Annotated in this window: 3 protein-coding genes; 1 reads left to right on the forward strand and 2 read right to left on the reverse strand. The window is 60.8% G+C overall.

The genetic code is table 11. The features are described from left to right. A partial coding sequence (locus WA989_RS14510; RefSeq protein ID WP_424341196.1) for an exodeoxyribonuclease VII large subunit occupies positions 1-452 on the forward strand: 452 nt, incomplete at its 5' end. A gap of 95 nt (positions 453-547) precedes the next feature. Here WA989_RS14510 and WA989_RS14515 read toward each other — a convergent pair. Together WA989_RS14515 and WA989_RS14520 are read right to left on the reverse strand one after the other, a co-directional pair. Further along, positions 548-1,024 carry an NfeD family protein gene (locus WA989_RS14515; RefSeq protein ID WP_424341197.1) on the reverse strand — a complete coding sequence of 159 codons (477 nt, stop codon included), beginning with the start codon at positions 1,022-1,024 and terminating at the stop codon, positions 548-550. A 2-nt stretch (positions 1,025-1,026) separates the two neighbouring features. Then, positions 1,027-1,700: SPFH domain-containing protein (locus tag WA989_RS14520; protein WP_424341198.1), on the reverse strand; the 674-nt coding region annotated here is incomplete at its 5' end.

Genomic DNA, 1,700 nt, shown 5'->3' on the forward strand with positions numbered 1-1,700 from the left:
CCTGCCTGTCGAGCGCGATCAAATCAAAGCATATCGACCTGACGCGCACGAGCGCCCGCCTGCGGCCGGACCCGCTCAAGGCCGAGGCGCGCCGGCATCGCCAGAAACTGGTCGAGGCCGCTGTCCGCGCCCGCCCAGCTCTCTCACGTCTTATTGAAACAAGAAAGACATCGCTCGCCTCTCAGGCGAAACTTCTCGAAACCCTCTCCTATCAGGCGACTCTTGATCGGGGCTTTGCCATCGTGAGAGATACCGATGGGAAGGTCCTGAAAAGCGTAAGCGAGGGCCGGAAAGACCAGGCCGTCGAGCTTGTGCTATCGGACGGGGCGCTTGCCGCCCAGATCACGGGTGGGTCACCTGACCGCTCAAAGGCGCAAAAGCGTCCTGAACCGGCCCCCAAGAAAGTGGCGGCTAAACCCTCAACACCGCCGCCTCAAGGCTCGCTCTTCTAACTTTCGATGAAGGCCGGTCCCTTAGCCTGGAATTAGCCCGAATTTGTACTGAAATTGTACTGGTTCTGGCCTCCCGGACCGGTCACAAACCCCAATCAGTCAGCCGGGACGATTTTCAGAACATTCCCCGCCGTATCCTCCACCCTGATCGATGTACCGGCGCGTGGATTGGAGCCATCTACGGTCTCCGCCGACCATTCGGTATCGCCGAGCCTGACGCGGCCCAAACCGCCCACAAAATCCGACATCGCAATGCCCCGCTGACCGAGTGTCCGGTTCATCCGCCTGTTCAGCGTCGGATGCTCTCCGGCGAGCTTGCGCATGCCTGCAAATACGGTGCGCCCGAGTATGAGAAGCCCTGTCGCGGCAACAGCAAAGAAGATAAGCTGGCCGGGCCAGTCGCTCAGGCCTGCCGGCGCAATCGCAGCGAAAAGGGCAGTGATGCCGGCTGCAATCGCAATCCACAGCAGATCAAACGTGCCGACCGCCATCTCGATGCTGAGAAGGACCAGCCCCAGCGCCAGCCAGTGCCAGGCGCTGATCGGCCAGAGCAGTTCATTGATGGCGTCCATACCTAGTCCTCCCGGCGGCGGGTCGGCGGCACGGAGCCGCCATTCGATCTCGAGCTGGTCGCACTGTCCGCCAGCCCGCGAATGCCTTCAATCGTGCCCAGGATCGAGCTGAACTCGGCCGGAATGATGACGGTCTTCTGATTGTTCGCGGTCGCCAGTTTCTCGAACGCCATCACATATTGCTGGCCGAGGAAGTAGTTGATCGCATTGACGTCGCCCTTGGCGATCGCCTCAGACACCATCGCAGTTGCCTTGGCTTCGGCTTCAGCTTCGCGCTCGCGCGCCTCGGCGTCACGGAACGCCGCTTCCCGGCGGCCCTCAGCCTCTAGGATCTGGGACTGTTTCTGACCTTCGGCCTTGAGAATGGCCGACTGCTTATCGCCCTCAGCTGTCAGGATTTCTGCCCGCTTCAGGCGCTCAGCCTTCATCTGGCGCGCCATGGCTTCTGTAATGTCTGCAGGCGGTGTGAGGTCCGCGATCTCGATCCGGGTCACTTTTACGCCCCACGGGTTGGTCGCCGCATCGACCACATTGAGCAGCCGCGCATTGATCTCGTCGCGATTGGAAAGGACTTCGTCGAGATCCATGGAACCGACCACGGTCCGGATATTTGTCAGAGACAGGTTCTGGATCGCATTGTGAAGGTTGTTCACCTCATAGGCGGCTGAAACCGGAT

Origin of the sequence: Henriciella sp. (assembly GCF_049649345.1) — a bacterium.
Classification (GTDB): Bacteria; Pseudomonadota; Alphaproteobacteria; order Caulobacterales; family Hyphomonadaceae; genus Henriciella.